The 22277-nt window shown below is 68.0% G+C and carries 22 protein-coding genes; 11 read left to right on the forward strand and 11 right to left on the reverse strand.

Annotated features, from left to right (window positions below; translation table 11 throughout):
• Positions 1-10 precede the first annotated feature (10 nt).
• Entirely contained in the window at positions 11-2005 is a 1995-nt protein-coding gene (locus ACSQ3N_RS01975) for a DUF1800 domain-containing protein (RefSeq protein ID WP_436145480.1), read from the reverse strand.
• Between the two features lie 420 nt (positions 2006-2425).
• Between ACSQ3N_RS01975 and ACSQ3N_RS01980 the strand changes: the two genes are divergently transcribed.
• The 4 genes from ACSQ3N_RS01980 (at position 2426) to ACSQ3N_RS01995 (ending at position 5273) form a co-directional block, all read left to right on the forward strand.
• The gene (locus ACSQ3N_RS01980) at positions 2426-2644 is read left to right on the forward strand and encodes a CsbD family protein (protein ID WP_056410127.1); all 219 of its coding nucleotides are present in this window, start codon (positions 2426-2428) and stop codon (positions 2642-2644) included.
• Between the two features lie 74 nt (positions 2645-2718).
• Positions 2719-3300 (forward strand): hypothetical protein, encoded by a 582-nt coding sequence (locus tag ACSQ3N_RS01985; protein ID WP_056410125.1) that lies wholly within the window; start codon positions 2719-2721, stop codon positions 3298-3300.
• Between the two features lie 231 nt (positions 3301-3531).
• Positions 3532-4050: a hemerythrin domain-containing protein gene (locus ACSQ3N_RS01990; RefSeq protein WP_396506692.1), complete on the forward strand. Its 519-nt coding sequence runs from the start codon at positions 3532-3534 to the stop codon at positions 4048-4050.
• Positions 4051-4226: 176 nt separating this feature from the next.
• Entirely contained in the window at positions 4227-5273 is a 1047-nt protein-coding gene (locus ACSQ3N_RS01995; protein ID WP_056410122.1) for a GGDEF domain-containing protein, read from the forward strand.
• Between the two features lie 89 nt (positions 5274-5362).
• Here ACSQ3N_RS01995 and ACSQ3N_RS02000 read toward each other — a convergent pair whose 3' ends face one another.
• Both ACSQ3N_RS02000 and creD read right to left on the reverse strand, forming a co-directional pair.
• Positions 5363-5767 (reverse strand): hypothetical protein, encoded by a 405-nt coding sequence (locus ACSQ3N_RS02000; protein ID WP_436145481.1) that lies wholly within the window; start codon positions 5765-5767, stop codon positions 5363-5365.
• Positions 5764-7200, reverse strand: coding sequence for a cell envelope integrity protein CreD (gene creD / locus ACSQ3N_RS02005; protein ID WP_436145482.1), 1437 nt, complete (start codon positions 7198-7200; stop codon positions 5764-5766). Before creD ends, ACSQ3N_RS02000 begins: the two co-directional genes overlap by 4 nt.
• A gap of 204 nt (positions 7201-7404) precedes the next feature.
• Here creD and ACSQ3N_RS02010 point away from each other — a divergent pair, with 204 nt between their 5' ends.
• Positions 7405-7809, forward strand: coding sequence for a hypothetical protein (locus ACSQ3N_RS02010; RefSeq protein ID WP_082516787.1), 405 nt, complete (start codon positions 7405-7407; stop codon positions 7807-7809).
• On the opposite strand, the gene creC is transcribed toward ACSQ3N_RS02010, so the two are convergent.
• The 4 genes from creC to ACSQ3N_RS02030 all read right to left on the reverse strand — a co-directional run bounded on the left by creC (position 7806) and on the right by ACSQ3N_RS02030 (position 11719).
• Complete coding sequence (gene creC / locus ACSQ3N_RS02015; protein WP_056164804.1) at positions 7806-9284, reverse strand: two-component system sensor histidine kinase CreC; 1479 nt, start codon at positions 9282-9284, stop codon at positions 7806-7808. The genes ACSQ3N_RS02010 and creC overlap by 4 nt on opposite strands.
• 146 nt (positions 9285-9430) lie before the next feature.
• Complete coding sequence (locus ACSQ3N_RS02020; RefSeq protein ID WP_056164802.1) at positions 9431-10153, reverse strand: winged helix-turn-helix domain-containing protein; 723 nt, start codon at positions 10151-10153, stop codon at positions 9431-9433.
• A gap of 3 nt (positions 10154-10156) precedes the next feature.
• A complete protein-coding gene (locus tag ACSQ3N_RS02025; protein WP_056164801.1) occupies positions 10157-10792 on the reverse strand; it encodes a MarC family protein in 636 nt (211 codons plus the stop codon).
• 171 nt (positions 10793-10963) lie between these two features.
• Entirely contained in the window at positions 10964-11719 is a 756-nt protein-coding gene (locus tag ACSQ3N_RS02030; protein ID WP_056164799.1) for an SDR family oxidoreductase, read from the reverse strand.
• A gap of 217 nt (positions 11720-11936) precedes the next feature.
• Here ACSQ3N_RS02030 and ACSQ3N_RS02035 point away from each other — a divergent pair, with 217 nt between their 5' ends.
• Both ACSQ3N_RS02035 and ACSQ3N_RS02040 read left to right on the forward strand, forming a co-directional pair.
• Entirely contained in the window at positions 11937-12629 is a 693-nt protein-coding gene (locus tag ACSQ3N_RS02035) for a dienelactone hydrolase family protein (RefSeq protein ID WP_056164798.1), read from the forward strand.
• A 235-nt stretch (positions 12630-12864) separates the two neighbouring features.
• Positions 12865-13728 carry an amidohydrolase family protein gene (locus ACSQ3N_RS02040; RefSeq protein WP_056164796.1) on the forward strand — a complete coding sequence of 288 codons (864 nt, stop codon included), beginning with the start codon at positions 12865-12867 and terminating at the stop codon, positions 13726-13728.
• Positions 13729-13776: 48 nt separating this feature from the next.
• Here the strand turns inward: ACSQ3N_RS02040 and ACSQ3N_RS02045 are convergent, their stop codons facing one another.
• The 4 genes from ACSQ3N_RS02045 to ACSQ3N_RS02060 all read right to left on the reverse strand — a co-directional run bounded on the left by ACSQ3N_RS02045 (position 13777) and on the right by ACSQ3N_RS02060 (position 18809).
• A complete protein-coding gene (locus tag ACSQ3N_RS02045) occupies positions 13777-14565 on the reverse strand; it encodes a DUF72 domain-containing protein (RefSeq protein ID WP_056164794.1) in 789 nt (262 codons plus the stop codon).
• A gap of 967 nt (positions 14566-15532) precedes the next feature.
• Positions 15533-16684: a magnesium transporter CorA family protein gene (locus ACSQ3N_RS02050; protein ID WP_056164792.1), complete on the reverse strand. Its 1152-nt coding sequence runs from the start codon at positions 16682-16684 to the stop codon at positions 15533-15535.
• A gap of 66 nt (positions 16685-16750) precedes the next feature.
• Positions 16751-17758 carry a porphobilinogen synthase gene (hemB, locus tag ACSQ3N_RS02055; protein ID WP_056164789.1) on the reverse strand — a complete coding sequence of 336 codons (1008 nt, stop codon included), beginning with the start codon at positions 17756-17758 and terminating at the stop codon, positions 16751-16753.
• A gap of 85 nt (positions 17759-17843) precedes the next feature.
• On the reverse strand, positions 17844-18809 hold the full coding sequence (locus ACSQ3N_RS02060; protein ID WP_436145483.1) for an IS110 family transposase: 966 nt from the start codon (positions 18807-18809) through the stop codon (positions 17844-17846).
• A 563-nt stretch (positions 18810-19372) separates the two neighbouring features.
• On the opposite strand from ACSQ3N_RS02060, the gene ACSQ3N_RS02065 reads away from it, so the two are divergent.
• The 4 genes from ACSQ3N_RS02065 (at position 19373) to ACSQ3N_RS02080 (ending at position 22227) form a co-directional block, all read left to right on the forward strand.
• Positions 19373-19810, forward strand: a complete 438-nt coding sequence (locus ACSQ3N_RS02065) for a CopD family protein (RefSeq protein WP_056164787.1) — start codon at positions 19373-19375, stop codon at positions 19808-19810.
• 18 nt (positions 19811-19828) lie between these two features.
• Positions 19829-20926 (forward strand): VanZ family protein, encoded by a 1098-nt coding sequence (locus ACSQ3N_RS02070; protein WP_056164786.1) that lies wholly within the window; start codon positions 19829-19831, stop codon positions 20924-20926.
• Positions 20927-21136: 210 nt separating this feature from the next.
• Entirely contained in the window at positions 21137-21484 is a 348-nt protein-coding gene (locus ACSQ3N_RS02075) for a (2Fe-2S) ferredoxin domain-containing protein (protein ID WP_056164784.1), read from the forward strand.
• 89 nt (positions 21485-21573) lie between these two features.
• Positions 21574-22227, forward strand: a complete 654-nt coding sequence (locus tag ACSQ3N_RS02080; protein ID WP_056164782.1) for an alpha/beta hydrolase — start codon at positions 21574-21576, stop codon at positions 22225-22227.
• Positions 22228-22277 lie beyond the last annotated feature (50 nt).

A 22277-nucleotide genomic window follows, 5' to 3' on the forward strand; every position in this document is an offset into this window, starting at 1 on the left:
GGCGGCCGCCTTACTTCTGGATCAGGTATTCGGCCGAGGCCATGACGAGGAAAATCGCAGCGGCGACGCGGTCGCGTTTGGCGTTGTCGGTGCTGGCCGCCGTGATGGCGGTCGCCTTGAGGGCGTCCGCAATCAGCTTGACGGTGCCTGCGGACAGCTGCCCGCCTGTCATGAGCAGGTTGACCCGCGCGACCAGTGCATCGGCGTCGGCGACGATGGCCAGCTCGGTGGTGTAGGCCGCCTTGATGTCGTAGCCGTTGGTGGCGTTGCTGCCGCCGTTGGGCAGGTCGGGCGCGTTGACGAAGATGCCGTTGCGGATCACGCCCTGCATGTAGTTGAGGTACCCGCCCACGCTGCTTTCGTTGACCAGCTGAAACTCGGGCGCCACCGCGCCGGCGGTCGCCAGCGAGGTCGAGGGCGGCACATAGCCGGGCCGAAAGAAGTTGAATACCGACGGCGAGCGCAGCGGGCTTTGCGCCAGGCGCGTGCCAACCGAGCTCAGGTCGCCGATCTTCCAGCTGCCGTACTGCGACGAGATGCCGAAGGTGCGTCCCCACTGCACGAAGCGCAGCATGGGCTCGCGCAAGCGGCCGAACATCGGGTCGGCCAGCCCTGCGGGACTGCGCGCATCGTTGTCCAGCAGCACGGCCTTGATCACGGCCCGCATGTCGCCGCGCACGCCGGCCCCGTTGTTGTTGAAGGCACCGGCCACGCGGCTCACGTAGCCGGGCGATGGGTTGCTGGTGACCAGGCGCTGAATCAGCTGCTTGCCGATGAACGGGCCCACATTGGGGTGGTTGAAGATGGTGTCGAGCGCCGTCTTGAGCGCCGCGGCGCCCGGTGTGCCAGCGGCCACCGTGGTGCCCAGAAAGCTGGCCGCCAGTGTGGAGTGCAGCGACGCGTTGAGCGACATGGGCAGCCGCGTGAAGTCGGTGCTGGGCACGGTGCGCGTGGTGCCGGGCACGGTGACCGGGCTGTTCTGCGACTGGTTGTAGTCGTAGCCGGTGAACACGCGCGCGAGGTTGGTGACGTCGCTCTGCGTGTAGCTCTCGACCACCTGGCCCGAGCCGTTGCGCTTGGCGGTGCCGTCTTGATTGAGTTCCACGAGACCGATGGACATCAGCTGCAGGATTTCGCGGGCGTAGTTCTCGTCGGGCTGGCGGCCTGAGGCGACGTTTTCCTTCTGGTTGCCGCGGGTGTTGAGGTAGTAACCCATGGCAGGGTTCAGCGTCACGTCTTCCAGCAGCTGGCGGAAGTTGCCGAACGCGTTGGCCACGAGCTGGTCCCAGTAGTGGGCCATGGCGTGGCTGCGCCAGTTGAAGTCCAGGCCCGAGAGCGACACCACGCAGATCTCCGACAGCGCGAGCGCCACCCGCTTGCGCAGGCCGTCGGTCGATGTCATGAGCTGCTGCCAGATCATCGCGTCGCCGGGGTAGGTGTTGTCGTAGTACGCGGTGGCGTTGTCCACGGCGTTGTAGCCGCGCTGGTTCAGCCAATCCCAGCCCTTGGTGCCCACGGGCTGGCCGAACTGGTCGTTGATCCACGCGTCGTAGCTGCTGGCCCGCAGGCTGGCGATGTCGGTGGTGGAGGCGGAGAACTGCGCCTGCAGCAGAAAGCGCGCGGCCTCCTGGTCGGTGCGTGCCGTGGGGTAGGCGGAGGTCGCCGGCGCGGGCGGTGGGGGCGACGATGGCGTGGGCGCCGGTGAGGGCGCAGGCGCAGAGCCGGGCGCGGGTGTGGGAGCGGGTGCCGGCGCGGGACCGGTAGGCGCAGGTGCCGGGGGGGCGCCGGGCGCGGGCGTGGCCGGGGGGGCCGCGTTCTCGTTGGCGGCATCGCCACCGCCGCCGCAGGCCGCCAGTGCGACGCTGGCCATCAGTGCGGCGAGTGTGGCGTCCCGGGGCAGGGGCGCGGCCGGGCGTGGGGCGGGTACGGGTATGGCAGCGCTGTGGGATTCCCGTGCAACCTCGGCGTCCGCTGCGGCGTGAGGCGCTTCTTTCATCTGTGTCATGGTGTTGTGCTGGTTGTTTTTCGCGAAGCACCTTCCCATGGAGCACACGCAGCACGCCTGAATCGGTGAAATGCTGCACGTCTGCTGAGGATGCCACGGCCCTGTAGCCAAGTGTATGGATTTGCAACTGGGAGCCTCCAGCGCTAAATCGTTATCAGTGACTACAAACAGTCACCAAATGAAACTGTTTCCACAGGGGCTCCGGTTTCGACTAGCTCCCAGCGTCGAGTCCCACACGCCCATCGTGCTGCGTGGCCCCTTGTCCGGCATGGCTGTAGTCCACCAGCCGACGCCGGCTTCCCTCCAATGCCTACGCGCCGCGGAGCGCCATGTTTTTACAGTGACTCCATCGCTGCAAGGCACCGTGAACCGCCATATCGGCGGAAGGCCACGGCGAATCAACCCTCTAGGAGGAAGACCATGAACGAAGACACCATCAAGGGCAACTGGAAGCAATTCAAGGGAAAGATGGTTGAGCAGTGGGGCAAGCTCACCAACGACGATTTCGATGTCATCGATGGCAAGCGCGAACAGTTCCTGGGCAAGGTCCAAGAGCGCCAGGGCATCGCCCGCGACGAGGCTGAAAAGCAGCTCAAGGACTGGCAGTCGCGCCACCCCGATTTCCGCTTCAACGACTGAAGCACCGGCTCTGCCGACCCTGATTCCCCTGACCCATACCAAATCACAGCAACGCTGATCGAGGAGAAAAACCCATGAAATTCGCACGTACCCTGATTGCTTCTGTCGCCGCTGGCCTGCTGGCCACTTCCGCCTTCGCGCTGACAGATGCCGAATACAAGACCGGCAAGGAACGCATTTCTGCCGACTACAAGGCCGCCAAGGCCCAATGCGACACGCTGAAGGCCAACGCCAAGGACATCTGCGTGAAGGAAGCCAAGGGCGCGGAAGACGTTGCCAAGGCTGAGCTCGACGCGCAGCACAAGCCCAGCCCCAAGGCCACCCGCAAAGTGGCTGAAGCACGCGGTGACGCTGCCTACAACGTCGCCAAGGAAAAGTGCGATGACCTGAAGGGCAACGAGAAGGATGTGTGCGTGAAGGATGCCAAGGCAGCCCACGTGAAGGCCAAGGAAGACGCCAAGGTTGCCGAAACCCAGGCCAAGCCTGCCGACAGCGCAGCTGAAAAGGGCGCAGCCGTGGCCGAAGCGAAGAAGGACGCCAACGCCGAGAAGAACGAAGCCAACTACAAGGCTGCCAAGGAGCGCTGCGATGCGCTGTCGGGCGACGCCAAGTCCAAGTGCGTGGACGACATGAAGCGCATGTACGGCAAGAGCTGAGCAATCAGCCTGATCACGCAGCCCTGCGCTGTTGATCGGGTGGCCATTGCGCCCATGGCCTGATGTTTGCCCAAGACAAATGCCCCGCCTCCGCGGGGCATTTGTCTTGGGCGCAGCGCATAGGGTCGCTGCGTTGCATCTGACCTGCATCAACATGCGGCGGGCCCCTTGAAACTAAGCTCGTTTCCTTGTCTTTCACACAGTGCGCGCGGCGCAGCAAGGGAACACTCCATGGCTCAACTCGAATGGTCGGACGCTCTCGCCCTGGACCTCGACCTGATGGACGACACGCACCGGGAATTCGTCGACCTGCTGGCCGTGGTCGACCACGCCGACGATGCGCAGCTGCTCCCTGCCTGGGAGCGGCTCGTGGAGCACACCGAGCAGCACTTTGGCCAGGAAGACGCCTGGATGGCATCGACACGGTTTGCCTCGGGCAACTGCCACAGCATGCAGCACCGCGTGGTGCTGCAGGTGATGCGCGAAGGCGCAGCGCTCGCGCGGCAGGGCGACGAGAAGGTGCTGCGCGTGATGGCGAGCGAGCTGGCATTGTGGTTCCCGCAGCATGCCCAGAGCATGGACGCGGCGCTGGCCCTGCACCTGCGCCGGGTGGGGTTCGACCCTGCCACGGGCGTGGTACATGCACCGCAGGCCTTGCCAGGTGAACTCATCCACGGCTGCGGCGGCGCCACCTGTTCGGACGCCTCCAGCCTGGGCGCAGTGCAGTCGGTGCAGGCCGCGTTGGCCTGACACCTGCGGCGATGCGGGGCTTGGCAGCGCTGCGCGGTGCTGTGCTGCGTGGCGGCCACGGTAGCGATGGCGTCATCCGTGAAAGTACGCACCCAGGCCGCCCCGCGGGTTCTTGCGCTGGGTCGCGCCGGCGGCGTATGGCATGCTGGCGGGGTGTTGTGCCACCGCCCCCTGCCATGGACACCCTCGCCTTCCCGGACCCCCTCATCGACGACGTGCAGCGTCTGCTGGCCCTGCAGCGCTACGCCATCCTGGATACGCCCATGGAGCCGGCCTACGATGAGCTGGCCGACATGGCGGGCCATGTCTGCGCCGCCCCGGTCGCGCTGGTGAGCTTCCTGGACCGCGAGCGCCAGTGGTTCAAGGCCGCGGTGGGCCTGGAAGTGCGCGAGACACCGCTGGACCAGTCCATCTGCCGCTACGCAGCACGCCAGACCGGCGTGTTCGTCGTGCCCGACCTGGCGCAGGATGCGCGCTTCGCGCACTTCGACATCGTGACGCAGGAGCCCCCCATGCGGTTCTATGCGGGCGCGCCCCTGGTCACCGCCGACGGCTATGTGCTGGGCACGGTGTGTGTGCTGGACTACGTGCCCCGCCTGCTGGCGCCGCGCCTGCAGGAGCTGCTGCTGGCCATCGCGCGCCAGGTGATCCGGCTGCTGGAGCTCAAGCGCGCCAACGAGCGCCAGGGCCACATGCTGGTGGAGCTGGAAGAAGCCCGCCGCCAGATGGCCGTGCTCGCCCACACCGACGTGCTCACCGGGCTGGCCAACCGCCGCTCGTTCACCGACCGGCTGCGCCAGGAGCTGGCCCTGCTGCAGCGGGGTGGCGAGCCCGCCTGCCTGCTGATGCTGGATGTGGACCACTTCAAGCGCGTGAACGATGTGCATGGCCACCATGCCGGCGACATGGCACTGCAGCACGTGGCCACGCTGTGCCGCGAAGTCTTCCGCGCTGCCGACGTGGTGAGCCGCTGGGGCGGCGAGGAGTTTCTGGCGCTGCTGCCGGCCACGCAGGTGGAGCAGGCCCAGGCCGTGGCCCAGCGCCTGCACGCTGCGCTGGCGGCCCGGCCTGTGCCGGGCATCGAGCCCACCCTGGTGCTGACGGCCAGCATGGGGCTGTCGCCGTTCGATCCGCAGCGCCCGCTGGACATCACGCTGCGCCACGTGGACGCAGCGATGTACACCGCCAAGCGCGAGGGGCGCAACCGCACGGTCGTGGCCTGACGCCGCGCGTTGCAATTTGCTATGTTTTTCATAGCTGATAGCGCTGTTGCAGAGCGCGGTAGAAGGCCTTGGGGACGGTATGGCACGCCTCATCCCTCGCGCTGGCGCGGCAGCATCAGGATCGCCATCCGCCAGCACAGGTCGCGCAGCGCCCGGCGCATCGCGGGGGACCCGGCACTGGCCCGGTCGGTGTCGGCGGCCCCGCGAAACGCGGCTTGCAGAACCTCCTGCTTGGCGCTGCGCAGCGCGCTGCGGTCCTGCGACCGCACGGCGGCCATGAGCCGGTCGCGGTAGCGCTGCACGCGCTGCGCCTCTGCCATCGACAACGCGGTGCCCGGCTGCGCCGCCGTGTCCTGCGGCAAGCCTTCGCGCACGCCCCGTGCGCCGTGCTCGCCGTGCTCGCCGTGCGCGCCGGGCTCGTGGCAGGCCGTGCCGGCCAGATGCCGCGCCCAGGCGTTGGCGGCCGGCGTGGGGGTTGCAGGTGCGGCGTTCATGAAGCCTCCGGGCGCGCAGGCGCGGGGCGAGCCGCCGCTGGCGCCGGGCGCTGGGGCGGCGTGCCTTGCGACAGGCCGTACCAGTTGACCTTGCGCGTGAGCACCATCACCGCCGCCAGCACCAGGAACAGCGCGATCGCGCCCACGGCCAGAGCGGTCTGCTCCAGCTGCAGCAGCGCGTAGAGCAGCCCGTACAGCAGCGCAATGCCCGCGCCCAGCGGAATCCCGCGCGCCAGGCCGCCCAGCATGTGGCTGGCGTAGTAGGCGAGCAGCAGCACGCAGGCGCTGGCGGCCGCCGCATACGACACGCCAAACGGCAGATGCTCCGACAGGCTCACCAGCAGCAGGAAGAAGCTGCACAGGGCGCTGCCCACCAGCAGGTACTGCACCGGGTGCACGCGCAGCTTCTTCATCAGCTCGAACAGGCCCACGGCCACGAAGGTCAGCGCAATGAACAGCACGCCGTATTTGGTGGCGCGGTCGCTCAGCGAGTAGGGGTTCACCGGGTCGACGAACGCCACGTTGAAGCTGTCGGCGCAGTCGCGCGGCGTGGCGCCGCCGGGGGCATAGTCGCCCGGGCTGTCGTCGTAGCCGCCGATGCAGATGCGACTGCCTTTTTCGATGTCCGCCTGCGCCGTGGTGGCCAGCGACGACAGGCGCCACTGGGCCGAGAAGCCATCCTTTCGGACCTCGCGCTCCGACGGCAAAAATCGCCCGCCGAAGGAGGGGTGCGGCCAGCTGCTGGTCATCTGCACCTCGGTGTTGCCTCCCAGCGGGACGATGGCGATGCGCTCGGTGCCCACCAGTTCCAGGTCCATGCTGACCGACAGGCCCGGGGCCTGGCCGCGCACCGTCTCGGGCAGCACCGCATGCAGCCCGCGGCTGTAGGTGGGGTGGAAGGTGCCGGGCTTGAGCGCCAGCGTCTGTTCGCCCAGCGTGAGCTGCGCCGTGCGGATGCCGCGGGCATCGCCGACGGCCATCATGATGATCGGCGCGCCGCAGTGCATGCGCGAGTTCTTCTGGGTGGTCTGCGGCTGCAGGCCGGCCAGCGAGCCCCATTGCGCAGTGAGGTGCGCCTTCAGGTTGAATGTGTTCACCTTGTGCAGGCCGCGCGCCCGCTCTTCCATGGCGGCGCCCGAACGCAGCTTGAGCTGCTCGGGCATGGCGGTCAGCAGGAACTCGCGGCGCTGCTCGACCACGCGGCGCTCGTCGCCCTTGCCGGTCTCCACGTCCCAGCTCTCCACGCAGGCGCTGTGGATCATGGGGCCCATCAGCGTCTGCGGCCCGGCCAGGCTTTCGGCCACGCTCTGCGCGGTCAGGCTGCGGTAGCGCTGGCGGTCGCGCACCACGTCTTCGATCATGGAAAGGCCAAACAGCAGCAGCACGGTGATGGCCGCCAGCGCTGCCAGTTTGGTAAAGAGTGGGTGTTTCAAGGAGTCCTCCGCAAGTGATGTGCAGGCAGTGTTGGCCGCGGGCGTGAGGTGTCGATGAAGTTTGTGAAGCGGGTGTGAAGTGACGAGCGCCACGCACTCCGCAGGTCGCGGGTCACAGGCTGACCTGGGCGGCGGCGCGGCGCCCGTTACCTGCGAGGTCATCGACGGCCGGCGCGCGCAGGGCTACAAACAGGCCTTCCATCCATGAAGAAAGGCAAGCGCATGCGCTGGATCGTCTCGGGAGTGCTGATGCTGGTGGCCGTGGTCCATGCCCTGCCGCTGGCCGGTGTGCTGGGGGCCGGCAAGCTGTTGCAGCTGTACGGCGTGCCGGTGCAGGACCCGGGCCTGGAACTGCTGCTGCGGCACCGTGCGGTGCTCTTCGGCCTGCTGGCCGCGCTGCTGGGATATGCGGCCTTGCACCCGCCGCTGCACCGCGCCGCGCTGGTCGCGGGCCTGGTGAGCGTGGTGTCGTTTCTGTGGCTGTGGTGGTCGACGGGCACCACCAACGCGGCGCTGGCCAGGGTGGCGCTGGTCGACGGGGTGGCGCTGGCGCTGCTGGTGGTGGGCGCGGTGGCACACCTCAGGGCAGGCGCTGCAGCCGCGCCCTAGCCCAGGCCGTGCGGTGCGCGGGGCGCAAACTCCAGCGCCACCCGCAAGCCCGGCGCCGTGTTGCCCACCACCATCTGCCCGCCATGCAGCGCCATCACGCGCCGCACGATGGCCAGGCCCAGGCCCGAGCCGCTGCGCTCGCCGCCGGGCCGTGCCGTGGTGAAGAATCGCTCGCCCAGGCGCGGCAGCGCGTAGTCGGGCACGCCGGGGCCCGTGTCCTGCACGGCCACGGTGCTGCCCTGCAGCGCCACCTGCACCGTGCTGCCCTCGGGCGCGAAATCGATGGCGTTGTCCAGCAGGTTGGTCAGCGCCAGGGTGACCAGCTCGGCCTCCCACGGGCCGCTGCCGCCTGTGCCTGCGAGGGCCAGGGTGATGCCGCGCTGCGCCGCGCGGCCGCGGGTCTGGCCGATGGCGGCTTCGGCGCAGGCCTGCAGCGCCACGGGGGCGCGGCCTTCGGCATGGTGGCGCTGCTCCAGTTTGGACAGCTCCAGCAGCCGGTCGATGATGCGCTGCAGGCGCTCGCTTTGCTGCACCACCTGGGTGGCAAATTCGGCCCGGTCGGCGGCGGGCAGCTCGTCCTGCAGCAGCTCGCCCGCGCCACGGATGGCGGCCACGGGGCTCTTGAGCTCGTGCGTCAGGGCGCGCACGTAGCCCTCGATGTAGTCGCGCCCCTCCAGCCGGGCGCGCATGCGGTCCATCGCACGGGCCAGGTCGCCCAGCTCTCCGGGCACCTGCGGCACGGCCAGGGCGGCGGTGGGTGGCGCATCGGCGTCGCGGTGTTCGCCGTCGGCGGGGCCCTGCACGCTCAAGGCGTAGTCGCGCAGGCGGCGCACGTTCCATACCATCCACAGCGTCACCGCCACGCCCACGGCGGCCGACAGCGCCAGCAGCAGCAGGCCGCCCATGAACACCTTGCGCTCCGCGCGGTCGATAAAGCGCTGCACGGTGCGCGTGGGCTTGGCCACCGTGAGCACGCCAGCGATCTCGCCCTTCACATAGATGGGGGCCGCCACATGCATCACGCCCGTGGTGTCATCGGTTTCCACATCGCGCGTGGAGCGCGCACCGTACTCGCCGCGCAGCGTGCGCGACACATCGCGCCACTGCGAATAGTCCGCGCCCACGGCCCGGTTCTCGGAGTCGAACAGCACGCGCCCCTGCCGGTCGGTCACGTAGATGCGGTAGTCCAGCGACTGCTTGGCAAACCCCCAGATCGCGGCATCCACCGGCCGGCTCGCGTAGCGGCGCACGTTCTGCGCAAACGGACTGGCCTGCCCGCTGCCGTCCGCCAACCGCCCGGCGGCCAGGTCTTCGCTGGCCAGCTCCGCGAGGATGTTGGCCGTGTCCACCATCATGTCTTCCATCACCTCGCGCACGCTCGGCTTGATCTCGGCCATGAACACCCGCAGCACGAAGAATGCGGCGATGCCGTTGATCAAAAAGAACGCGAACAGCAGCCGAATCCCCAGGCGCATAGCTAGCCCTTTGCCACGCTCGCACGCGTCAAAACCGGCGAGGCCCAGGCGAGCGCCACCGTGGAACCGGCTCCGCCGGGCCACGGGTGGCGTCCCCCTCCGGGGGAAGGCGCGCAGCGACTCAGGGGGGCTTCACTCATCGGGCTTCACACATCCAGGCAGTACCCCATGCCCCGGTGCGTGCTGATGTACTCCTTCGCTGCATCCACCTCGCGCAGCTTGGCGCGCAGGGTCTTGATGTGCGTGTCCACCGTGCGATCGGTGCTGTCGCTGTCGTCGCCCCAGGCGGCGGCCAGCAGGGCTTCGCGCGAATGGATGCGGCCTGCGCCGCGCAGCAGGTGGGACAGCAGGCGGTACTCGCGCCGGGTCAGCGGCAGCGGCTGGCCGCGCAGGCTGACGCGCTGGCCGGCCTCGTCGTCTTGGAAGAGGCTGCGGGCGCTGCCAGGGGCCGGCGGCGAATGGACTGCACCGGTTGCACCACCAGCGCTGGTGCGGCCACCCGCGCGGCGCAGCAGCGCCTTCACGCGGGCCGCGAGCTCGCGGGGGCTGAAGGGCTTGGCCAGGTAGTCGTCCGCGCCCAGCTCCAGGCCGAGCACGCGGTCGATCTCTTCGCCGTGGGCACTGAGCATCAGCACGGGCAACGTGGCCGTGGGGCTGGCGTTGCGCAGCTCGCGCAGCAGGTCGAGCCCGCTGCCGTCAGGCAGGCCCACATCCAGCACCAGCAGGTCGAAGTGCGCCGCGCGGATCTGGCGGCGGGCATCGTCCACCAGCAGGCTGTGCGTCACGGCCAGGCCGTCACGCTCCAGCGCATAGGCCACGGTGCGGGCGATCGCGGGGTCGTCTTCGAGCAGCAGCAGGCGGGCGGACATGGCTCAGCGGGCGATCAACACCGGAAAGATCTTGCCCAGACCGTCGGCCATCACTTCCACGGCCAGCGCCGCCAGGATCAAGCCCATGAGCCGGGTCATCACGTTGATGCCCGTCTTGCCCAGCACCCGGGCGATGGGGTCCGCCAGGGCAAAGCACACGGCGGTGGCCAGGGCGATGACGACGCCGTAGCCCACCAGCGCCAGGGTTTGCCAGACGCCCTGGGCGCGGTCGGCGTAGATCACTACCGTGGACATGCTGGCCGGGCCGGTCAGCAGCGGGATGGTGAGCGGCACCACGGCGATGGAGCTGCCCGCCGCGGCCTTCTCGGCGCCTTCTTCATATTCGTTGGTGGTGGGCTTGGCCTCGGCCGGCTGGGCGTTGAGCATGTTCATCGCACTGATGAGCAGCAGCATGCCGCCGCCCACCTGAAAGCTCTGCAGCGAGATGTTGAAGAAGTCGAGGATCTGCAGGCCCAGCAGCGCGCAGGCGGCGATCACGCAGAACACGCTGAAGCTGGCCACCTGGATGGTGCGCCGCCGCTGCGGGTACGAAAACCCCTGCGTGTAGTGGATGAAGAAGGGGACGATGGCCAGCGGGTTCACGATGGCCAGCAGGGTGATGAGGGGCTTGAGGTCCATCAGGGCGCTCCGAAGGTCAGGGGAGGGGCAGGGCGGTTCGTCGGCGGCCGGCGCGGGCGGCGCAACGGCGTTGCGGGCCCCCGGCTGTGCGCGAGTATGCGGTGTTTTCGGGCGGATTTGCCCCGCGCGCATGCTGCGCTGCAGCGGACCCGCGCCGGGCCCAGGCAGCGGTCAGCGCCCGCCCGACACGTCCATCAACGTGGCCGTGGTGTAGCTGGCCCCCGGCGACATCAGCCACACAATGGCCTCGGCCACCTCGTCGGCCGTGCCGCCGCGCTGCATGGGCACCTGGTACGACAGGTCGCGCACCCGGTCGGGCAGGCCGCCGCTGGCGTGGATGTCGGTCTCGATCAGGCCCGGGCGCACGGCGTTCACGCGGATGCCGTCGGCGGCCACCTCGCGCGCCAGGCCCAGGGTCATGCTGTCGATGGCGCCCTTGGCCGCGGCGTAGTCCACATACTGGCCGGCCGCGCCCAGGCGCGATGCGGCGCTCGACACGTTGACGATGCTGCCGCCCGCGCCGCCGTGCTTCGTGCCCATGCGCAGCACGGCCTCGCGCGCGCAGATGAAGCTGCCGATCACGTTGATGTCGAACATGCGCCTCCAGCGCGCCACGCTCATCGCCTCCACGCGCGACGGCACGTCCACCACGCCGGCGTTGTTCACCAGCGCGGACAGGCGCCCCAGTTGTTCATCGACCGTGCGGAACATCGCCAGCACCTGCGCTTCGTCGGCCACGTCGGCCTGCACGGCGATGGCCGTGCCGCCCGCCGCGGCGATGGACGCTACCACGGCCTGGGCGGCCTGCGCATCGCGGGTGTAGTTGACGGCCACGGCCCAGCCCTGGCGGGCGGCCAGGCGCGCGGTGGCCGCGCCGATGCCCCGCGAGCCTCCGGTGATAAGTGCTACTTGGTGGGTGTCTTTCACGGCGGGGCCTCCTGAAGAAAATGGCCCGCATTTGAACAGAGGACCGCGCTCCGTCCAGAATGTCGCTTTCGCCGCGCACATGGGTTGCATGCCGAAAGGCGTGCAGATGGCGGTCCCAGGCGCCGCAGCCCGCTGCCACGGTGGTGGTCAGCGCTCTGTCCGTTAACGTGTCCCTCCGCTTTTAGTCCCGCCGATCAACGCAGCAAGGAGTCATTCCATGGGTCAATTCGTCAATCTCACGTCCAGCGATGGTGTCGTGGTGCCCGCCTGGGTCGCGCAGCCCGATGGTCCGCCACGCGGCGCCGTGGTGGTGCTGCAGGAAATCTTCGGCGTGAATTCGCACATCCGCGCGGTGGCCGACCGCTTTGCCGCGCGCGGCTACCTGGCGGTGGCGCCAGCCACCTTTCACCGCGTGCAGCAGAACGTGGAGCTGGGCTACACCGGCGATGACATGCAGGCCGGCATGGGCCTCAAGGCCGCGGTCGAGGCTCTGCCCGCCCCGGGGGTGATGCCCGACATCCAGGCCGCCATCGACTACGCCGCCGCGCAGAGCGGTCGCAAGGTCGGCATCGTGGGCTTTTGCTGGGGCGGCCTGCTGACCTGGCGCGCGGCTTGCACGCTGACCGGCCTGTCGGCCGCCGTGCCCTACTACGGCGGCGGCATGACATCGGCCGATGAAGCGGCCCGCGTGCCGAACGTGCCGGTGCTGGCGCATTTTGGCCAGCGCGACCACTACATCCCGGTGGACAGCGTGCAGGCCTTCGCCCGCGCCCATCCCGAGGTCGAGGTGCATTTGTACGAGGCCGACCACGGCTTCAACTGCGACCAGCGCGGCAGCTACGACGAGGCCTCGGCCATGCTGGCGCGCGACCGCACGCTGGCGTTCTTCGACAAGCATCTGACGGCTTGATCCCCCCTGAGTCGCCTGCGGCGCCTTGTCCCCCCGGGGGACGACGCCCTCGCTGCGGGGCGGCCCTTGCTTGGTGTCGCTCGCCTGACCGCGCCCTCCGCGGGCGCCGGGTGTCGCGATGACTGCTCAATGTTTGGAGGTTGCCATGGCGAGTTCGACGCGTATCCAGGTGATGAAGCTTTTTTGGCCGCTACCGCTTGCCTATAAAGCGCTGGCAGCTATATCTTTGATAGCAATGGGGCTGCAAGCCCATGCCGCCGACTACAGCGGCCCGCTGTTCGACGCCCACTTGCACTACAACGAGGAGGCGTGGGACGGCAAGACCGGCCCGCACCCGCCCGCCGATGTGCTGGGTCGCATGCAGAAAAGCGGCGTGCGCGCCATCGTCGCCAACTCGCGGCCCAACACCGGCTCGCTCACGCTGGCGGGGCTGCCGCAAACGCGCGAGGCGGGCGTGGCCGTGGTGCCGTTCGTGCGGCTGTACCGCAACCGGGCGGACTACACCGGCTGGTTTGCCGACGAGAGCATCTACACCATGGTGCAGACGGAGCTGGCGCGCGGCACGCCCGCCGGGCCTTATCGCGGCATCGGCGAGTTCCACCTGTACGACAGCGCCAACGCCGACGGCCCGGTCGCCAAGAAGCTCATGGCACTGTCCGAAGAGCGTGACCTCGTGGTGCTGGCGCACGTGGACGACGCGGCCATCGATTTGCTGATGGCCAACACGCCGTCCAAGGGCCGCAAGCTGCGCCTCATCTGGGCGCACACCGGCATCGGCGGTGCGCCCGTGGAGCGTGTGGACGCGCTGTTCGCGCGCTACCCCGGCCTGGTGGGCGAGCTGTCGTACCGCCCGGGCCTGGTGTGCGACGACAACCAGCTGTGCCCAGCGTGGCGCACGCTGCTGCTCAAGTACCCCACGCGGTTCGTGCTGGGGTCCGACACCTGGGTCAACCAGCGCTGGCAGCACTACGAAAGCCTGATGGCGGGCTACCGCACCTGGCTGGGCGGCCTGCCCGCCGACGTGGCGCGCAAGGTGGCGTGGGACAACGCGGCGGGGCTTTTCGGCACGCCGGCACCGGCGCCCGTGGCGGCACGCTGACCCGCGGCGGGCGATGGGTGCTGGGGCTGTGTTCGGTCCCGAGCAGCCTCAGCCCCGCAACGCCGGGTGCTGCTGCAGGTCCAGCGCGTTGCCTGTCGCCGCACCGCTGGCCGTGTTGTCGAAGACGCACCACACACTGCTCGCCTCGTGCGTGGCGGCCTGGATGCGCCGGGCCAGCGCTTCGATCAGCGCGGGCTCGTAGGCGGAGTGATAGGTGCGCGGCGAGCCATGCAGCCGGCAGTACACCAGCCCGGGCCAGCCGCCCGGCATCCTGCCCGCATCGTGCAGCACCGGGTCGGCCAGCACGCGTGCGGCCTGCCAGTGGGACAGCAGTGCGTCGCCCTCGGGCGTGAACCAGCTGGCGTGGCGCGGCTCCACGGCAATGCCAACGGCGCCGCTCAACCGCCGCAGGTTGCGAAAGAATGCCTCAGCCACCGGTGTGTCGAGCACCAGGCTGGGCGGCAGTTGCACCAGCAGGCAGCCCAGGCGCTCGCCCAGGCCGTTGACCTGTTCCAGAAACGTTTGCTGCAGTGCCTCGGTGTCCTTGAGCCGCGCGTCGTGCGTGATGCTCCGCGGCAGCTTCACGCAGAACCTAAACGTGGGCGGCGTGGCCGCTGCCCAGCGTTCGTAGGTGCTGCGCTGGTGCAGCCGGTAGAACGATGAGTTGATCTCCACCGCCGGCAGTTGTCGGGCATAGCGCATGAGGTGCGAATCCGCCGGGTCCGCAGCGGGAAAGCGGTGCTGGCTATCGCGCGGCAGGCTCCAGCTGGCGGTGCCGATGCGCACAGGGGCGGGTGCTGGCGCTGGCGCAGCGGGGCCGGCGGCTGGTGCATTCATCTGCGAACTCCTGAGGGTGGTGCAGGCACCATGCTGGCCCCGCTGCGGCCGCGTGTGGGTAGGAAATGACCGCCGCGTTCGAGAGAGGTATTGCTTGCGCCGGAACAACGACCGATGGAATGAGTGCTGCGGGCTACGGGCGGCCGCCGGCCCCATAGCCACGCGTAGTTAATCCTCTGATCGCTTCAGCTAACCGCACTTTGGCGCACTGTTGGGGATACGGCCTTGGATGCGACTGACTGAACTATGAGTCGAAACAGTGTCAGGCGTAATTTAAATGTTGTGCGGGTCTCGTTGTTCAACCGATTCGCATAGTTTGGGCGCTGAACAACGGTGCCTGTTCTGGAATAGCTGCGGCTAGGATGGAGTTATGCGGGCCCATTCAGGGTTCGTGCAAAACGCCTAAGAGGTGATTTAGACATGCCGATACCTTCAGGACACTTTACAGGATAAGCAGAATGCCGAGGCCCTTGAATTTTTGGCTGAATACAGGCATCTTGTTTGCTGTTTCAATAGCAATTGGCCTTGCGATTATTGTTGGCGAGCAAAATCGGGAATCTGGTTATCTGTGGGTAAAATTTCTTGCATTAATTCTGCTGGCGTTTACGTATGCAAGATGGATCTTTAAAAAATTCTTTCAATTGACATTGAAGAATTTTATTCGGTATTTGTTGCTAATGCTTTTGCTGAGTGTTATCGCTGTCTGTATATTTTCTGTGGCAGTAGTGAAGTTGATCGGTCTTTAAAGACGATTTGCGCAAATAGGCACTAGCGTGACCAGCCTCCAGTTGCGCGACCAAGGTGGCCCAGCCGCCACCGCTGCCGATTCATGTCTCTCAGCGTTCGCGCAAGCGCTGGATCAGGCCGCTACGCTTGCGTACGCACTGGGCCGATATCGTCCCAATCGTCAACGAACAATCCACTGGCTCGAGAACGCAAGCAGCGTCTGGAAGGTGTCTGATGGTGCTCAAGCACCCGTGCGTGCGAGGTAGCGCTTGCGCCAGAACAGCGCCACCAGCGCCACCGCGATCGTGATCATCGAACCCATGGCCCACCAGAAGCCGTCGGCCTTGTGGATGAGCGGAATGAACTCGAAGTTCATGCCGAAGATGCCGGCGATCAGGTTCAGCGGCAGGAACACGGCCGTCAGCGCGGTCAGCGTGCGCATGATGTCGTTGGTGCGGTTGCTCTGTACCGAAAAGTGCATCTGCACGGCGGTCTCGGTGCTTTGCTCCAGCCGGCGCACGTGGTGCACCACGCGTTCGATGTGCTCCAGCACGTCGCGGCTGCGCACCTTGAGCAGGTCCAGCTCGCGCAGGCCGGTGGGCGTGTCGGGCAGGGCCCAGGTTTCCAGCGCGTCGATCCAGTCCTGCACGGCGGTGCGCTGGTCTTCGCAGATTTCGTCGAGCTGGTGCAGCGACAGCCGCGCCTCCAGCAGCGAGCTCCAGTTCACGTAGCGCGCGCGGGGCTTGAGCAGCTCGTTTTGCCAGTGGTCGAGCTGGCGCGTGAGTTCGCGGCGCAGGTCCAGGTAGCCGTCCACCATAAGGTTCACCACGCGCAGCATCAGGTCGGCAGGGCTGGTGGGTACTCGGGCCCCGGGCACCGGGCTGCTGCGGCCTTCGGCGGGGCCGGCGGGCAGGGCGGGCAGCGCTGCCAGCAGGCGCGTGGCGTAGGCGTCGCGCACCGAGCAGTCGGTGGGGTGCACCGTGAGCAGCAGCTGGTCGAACACCGCAAAGCCCACGGGGCTGGTGTCGATGCGCCGCAGTACGGGCGGGCCGCCGCGTCGCAGCGCGCTCGCCGCCGCCGCGTGGGCATCGTCCGGTGGCGATGGGGGCTGCGCTGCATCGCCGTGCGCACTGGCCAGGCGGCGAAACACCAGCAGGTCGTACTGCGAGGTGTAGTCGTAGTGCGACGGCAGTTGCGCGTTGAGCAGGTCGGACACGTGCAGGTCCACCAGCTGCAGGCCCACCAGCGCCTGCAGGCGGCCCTGGATCTCGGCCAGGCGGGCCTGGAACGTGGAGCGCGAGCAGGCGATCCAGACGAAACCCTGTGCGGGCATGTGCGCGGGCAGGCTGTCCAGCTCCTGGACGCCACCGCCGTGGATGTGAAAGATGCGCATCGAGGCCGGCTCGGTTGTGGAGGAGGAAGGCGCCGCTGGCGCGGGAGTGCCGGTCACCGTCGGCGGCTACCGGGTCAGCAGCCGGGCTGCGTCGCGTGCGAAATAGGTCAGCACACCATCGGCGCCCGCGCGCTTGAAGGCCAGCAGGCTTTCCATCATCACCGCGTCGTGGTCCAGCCAGCCGTTGGCTGCGGCCGCCTTGATCATGGCGTACTCGCCGCTCACCTGGTAGGCGAAGGTCGGCACCTTGAACTCGTCCTTCACACGGCGCACGATGTCGAGGTACGGCATGCCGGGCTTGACCATCACCATGTCCGCGCCTTCGGCGATATCGAGGGCCACCTCGCGCAGTGCCTCGTCGCTGTTGCCCGGGTCCATCTGGTACACGTTCTTGTCTGCCTTGCCCAGGGCGCCGCGCGTACCCACCGCGTCGCGGAAGGGGCCGTAGAAGGCGCTGGCGTACTTGGCGCTGTAGGCCATGATGCGCGTGTGAATGTGGCCCTGCACTTCCAGTGCATCGCGGATGGCGCCGATGCGCCCGTCCATCATGTCGCTGGGCGCGACGATGTCCACGCCGGCCTCGGCATGGGTGAGTGCCTGGCCGGTGAGGATCTCCACCGTCTCGTCATTGATGATGTAGCCGGTGTCGTCCAGCACACCGTCCTGGCCGTGGCTGGTGTACGGGTCCAGCGCCACGTCGGTCATCACGCCCAGGCCGGGAAATTCCTTCTTCAGCGCCCGCACCACGCGCGGGATCAGGCCGTCGGGGTTCAGGGCCTCCTTGCCGTCCGGCGTCTTCAGGGCCGGGTCGATGGCAGGGAAGAGCGCCATCACCGGGATGCCCAGCTTCACGCAGTCCTCGGCCACGGGCAGCAGCAAGTCCAGGCTCAGGCGGTCCACGCCGGGCATGGACGACACCGTCTCGCGCTGGCTCACGCCTTCATGCACGAACACGGGGTAGATCAGGTCGTCGACGGTAACGGCGTTTTCGCGCACCAGGCGGCGGGTGAAGGCGTCGCGGCGCAGGCGGCGGGGGCGGTTCTGGGGGAACGGGGCTGGGCTGGGGAGGTGCATGGTGAGATTATCCCCCTGAGGCGCTGCGGGCCGTCCTCCAAGGGGGGGCGCACCCGGTGGACCGGCGAAGGTTCTATGGTTCGAGTCAAGCGCTTGGGGTGATGCGATGAGCATCAAACGGCTTGCCCGATCGCCACACAGCAAAGGCAATGCGCAGCAGCTTGCGCGCCAGCACGACCAGGGCCTCTGTGCTCTTGAGCCCCCTGGCGCGCAGCGCTTGGTAGGTCGCCGCAAACGTGACCGTGTGGCACGCCGACATCGCCGCCATGAACATCTGGTGGCGCAGCGCCGGATTCCCTCGCTTGGACAAGTGCCTGCGCCCCCTGCTACGCCCAGAGTCGTGGGCCCGGGGATCCAGCCCGCTGTAGGCCACCAGCGCATCACAGCTGCAAAACGCCACGCGATCGAGCACGGTGACCAGCAACGCGCTCGATTGGGGACCGATGCCCACGATGCTTTGCAGCAACGTGCGAGCGCGGTGCAACTGCTCTTGCTCTTTGATCAACTGCGTAATGCGCCCATCGATGGTGTGCAGCAAGGTGCCAAAGGCGTCCTCCAGCCCCGCGGCCGCCTGCGCGATGCTCGTGCTGCAGTCGCGCAGCGACTGGCGCAGCGACTGGCGCAGCGCGGTGCGCTTGGTCACCACCGTCCAGCGCTGGCCCAGCAACTGCTCCAGTTCGGCCTGACAGGCGCTGGGGACACGGTGCGGGTGCAGCCGCTCGTGGTGCTCGGCCAGGTAGCGGGCAATGATCCGGGCATCCACCCGGTCGGTCTTGCCGCGCGCGCCCAGGCCCTTGGCGTAGAAGTACACATCGCGGGCGTTGAGCACGAACACCGTCAAACCCATGCCGGCGGCCAGGGTGGCCAGCAGCTGGTGAAAGCGGCCGGTGGACTCCATGGCCAGGAGCGCGCCAGGGGGCAGGGTGTGCAACCACTGCACGATGGCAGTGGACTCGTTAGCGACGGCAAGGCAAGCGTCCTGGCCGTGGGTGGCCACGACCAGCTCAGCCTTGGAGACGTCCACGCCGATGAAACAAAGGGGTACTTGCATGATGAGATTCCTCCAATGAACAATGACGATCGTTGGGGTGGAATCCCGCCACAGGCGTTAGCTTGCTTACAGATCGGCGCTGAGGTGCGGCTCAGTTCCTTATCGACGCTCAGGGGCGGGGTGGGGGCTATCTTCGCCAGTCGGTCAAAGCCGATAGCCGGTACTCAGGCCCTCCACCCCAACACCTCCACCATACAAGCTGGATCCACAGGTGCACTGGCCTGGGGCGAGCCGGTTTTGCAGGCCTGTTCCGGGGAGGGGCCGTTTGTCCTGGGGGAAGTCCGTTGACCGGTGCAAGTACGGTCATCCTGCACCCTGAAAAGGCCGCTTGTAACACGGTGTGTCCGGTGCTAAATTGGCGCCGGGCAGCTGGCTGCCCCCCGCTTTTCCTCCCTGAGCGGGGCCTTGAGTTGCAGCGATGCAAAAGAGGCTTCCCGGCCCGGCGGATTGCCGGGCTCTTTTTTTGGGCGTGGGGCGCAGCACATTGCTGCAAAGCGCATCCTTTGCGAGCCCTTGAGGGGCTTCTGCGCGCGAGGGGCTCGATCGGCCCTTAAACTGCCTCCATGCTCTGGGTCAAAGCCTTTCACATCGTCTTCGTGGCCAGCTGGTTTGCTGGTCTTTTCTACCTGCCGCGCATCTTCGTGAACCTGGCCATGGTGGCCCCGGGGTCGGTGGCTGAGCGTGACCGCCTGCTGCTGATGGCCCGCAAGCTCTTGCGCTTCACCACGCTGCTGGCGGTGCCGGCCCTGGCGCTGGGCGCGTGGCTGTGGCTGGGCTACGGCATAGGGCGCGGCCCCGCGTCGCAGGGTAATGGCTGGATGCACGCCAAGCTGGCGGTGGTGGTGCTGGTGATCGGCTACCACCATGCCTGCAGCGTGCTGCTGCGCAAGCTGGCGGACGGCAGCAGCCGCCGCAGCCACGCGTGGTTCCGCTGGTTCAACGAGGTACCGGTGGCCCTGCTGCTGTGCGCGGTGGTGCTGGTCGTCGTCAAGCCATTCTGATACCGGGGGCCAACGCCGGTGCACAAGACCTCCGCCTGGCCACTGGCGCTGATCTATGCAGCGCTGATCGTTTTTGCCAGCCTGTTCCCGTTTGACGGCTGGCGCGCCCAGGGCATCGACCCCCTGGTGTTCTTGCTGGCCCGCCTGCCTCCGCCGTACTGGACGGGCTTTGACGTGGCCACCAACGTGGTGGGCTACGCGCCGCTGGGCTTTTTGCTGGTGCTGGGCATGCTGCGCTCGGGCTGGCCGCGCGGCGCGGTGTGGCTGGCCACGCTGGCGGGCGGCCTGCTGTCGCTCTCCATGGAGTTTCTGCAGATTTACCTGCCCCGGCGCGTGCCGTCCAACCTGGACCTGCTGCTCAACATTGGCGGCACGCTGGCGGGCGCCCTGATCGCCGCGCTGCTGGAGCGCCTGGGCGCCATCGACCGCTGGAGCGATTTTCGGGGGCGGTGGTTCGTGAGCGACGCCAGCGGCGCCATGGTGCTGCTGGCGCTGTGGCCGTTGGCGCTGCTGTTCCCGGCGGCCGTGCCCTTCGGGTTGGGCCAGGTGCTGGAGCGGCTAGAGGCCTCGTTGATCGAAATCCTGGCCGACACGCCGTTTCTCGAATGGGTGCCGCTGCGCGAGGCGCCGTTCGAGCCCCTGTCGCCCGGCGGCGAGCTGCTGTGCGTCACGCTGGGGCTGCTCATCCCGTGCCTGCTGGGCTATTGCGTGATCCGCCAGATGGGGCGCCGCGCCCTGTTTGCGCTGGGCGTGGTGGGCGTGGGCGTCACGCTCACGGCATTGTCCGCTGCCCTCAGTTGGGGGCCGGTGCACGCCTGGGAATGGATGGGCATGCCCACGCGCGTGGGCGTGTGGGGCGCGCTGGCGCTGGCCGTGCTGACGCTGGGCCTGTCACGCCGCGCGTGCGCCGCGGTGCTGCTGGTGGCGCTGGCCTGGCACCTGGCGCTGCTCAACCAGGCGCCCACCAGCGCCTACTTTGCGCAGACGTTGCAAATCTGGGAGCAGGGGCGGTTCATCCGCTTTTACGGCCTGGGCCAGTGGCTGGGGTGGCTGTGGCCGTACGTGGCGCTGCTGTATGTGGTGGTGCGGGTGTCGAGGAGGGAGCGTACCCCCTGAGCCGCCTGCGGCGTCTCGGTGCGTTCGCCAGAGGCGACGGCTCCTCGGTGCCGTCCAGGCCTGCGCTGGCAAGCCTGGAGCCGCGGCACTCAGCCCCTCTTTCGCCGCGCGGGAGGGGGGCGCACCCGGTGGACTGGCAAAGCCCGATCCACGGGTGCGCTTGCGTGGCGCTGCGCCAGTGGTGGAGAGCGTGGTTCGTAAAATAGCGGAATGAGCGACACATCCACTGCGCCTGGCTACTACCAGCGCCACATCTTCTTCTGTCTGAACGACCGCGCCAACGGCGAAGACAGCTGTGCCCACCACAACGCCCAGGCGGGCTTTGACCGCTGCAAGTCCCTGGTCAAGGCCGCGGGGCTGTCGGGCCCCGGCCAGGTGCGCGTGAACAAGGCCGGTTGCCTGGACCGCTGCGCGGGCGGGCCCATCGCGGTGGTCTACCCCGAGGGCACCTGGTACACCTATGTGGACACGGCAGACATCGACGAGATCGTCGAATCGCACCTCAAGAACGGCCAGGTGGTGGAGCGCCTGGTCACGCCAGCGGAACTTGGGCGCTGAAACCGCGTCTGTCTCTGGTCTTGAATGTTTTGGGCCGCTACCGCTTGATGGTCAAGCGCTGGCAGCTATGAATTGAGTAGCAAACCACCGTGAACGCACACACCGAACGCCTGACCCTGTCCGGCCCCGCTGGCGCCATCGAGGCCGTGCGCGACAGCGCCGTGCTGGCCGACGGCGTCACCGCCCCGCGCGGCGTGGCCGTCATCGCCCACCCGCACCCGCTGTTTGGCGGCACCATGGACAACAAGGTGGTGCAGACCCTTGCGCGCGCTTTTGTGCACTGCGGCTGGACTGCGGTGCGCTTCAACTTCCGCGGCGTGGGGGCCACGGCCGGCGTGCACGACGACGGCCAGGGCGAGCTGCAGGACCTGCTGGCCGTGGTCGAGCAGGTGGCGCCCGCGGCTGAGGGGCAGCGCATTGCGCTCGCAGGTTTTTCGTTCGGCGCCTTCGTCACCAGCCATGCGCTGGCCGCGCTGTGGCCCGAGGGCCGGGTCGATACCGCCGTGCTCGTGGGCACTGCCGCCAGCCGCTTCACCGTGGCACCCGTGCCGCCCGACGCCCATCCGCACACCCTGGTTGTGCACGGCGAGGCGGACGACACCGTGCCGCTGTCGGCCGTCATGGACTGGGCCCGCCCGCAGATACTGCCTGTCACAGTCATTCCTGCGGGGGGGCATTTCTTTCACGGACAATTGCCGCTTCTGAAGAATCTGGTGGTGCGCCACCTGCAGGCCGGCGCTTGACGGCCGCGCCCATGGCGGGCGTCGCTGCCCGCCGGCCTGCCCAGCCAACC

The sequence above is a fragment of the Acidovorax sp. LjRoot194 genome (assembly GCF_964253015.1).
Classification (GTDB): Bacteria; Pseudomonadota; Gammaproteobacteria; order Burkholderiales; family Burkholderiaceae_C; genus Acidovorax.